At 72.8% G+C, this 243-nt stretch carries 1 pseudogene; it reads right to left on the reverse strand.

The features are described from left to right. Positions 1–243 (reverse strand): annotated as a pseudogene (locus tag ACYQ0J_RS00195) (ATP-binding protein); the annotation flags it as partial.

Raw genomic sequence — 243 nt, forward strand, 5'->3', positions numbered from 1 at the left:
TTAGGGTCTCCGGGTGGACGGCCAGGACCAGGGTGGCCACCTCGGCGAAGGCCACCAGCCAGGGGACCACACTGGGGGTGAGGCCCGTGGCGTCGTCCACGACGAGGGTGACGGGGTTCACCCCTTCGGGGCGCTTGAGGGCCTTGAGGAGGCTCCTCGCCTTCTCCTCGTTCCCCGGGTAGCGCCTCTGCCAGGCCTTGAGGTCGGCCTCGAGGTCCCACCCCCCCCCCCCCCCCACCCCCC

This window comes from Thermus sp. FJN-A (assembly GCF_054655095.1).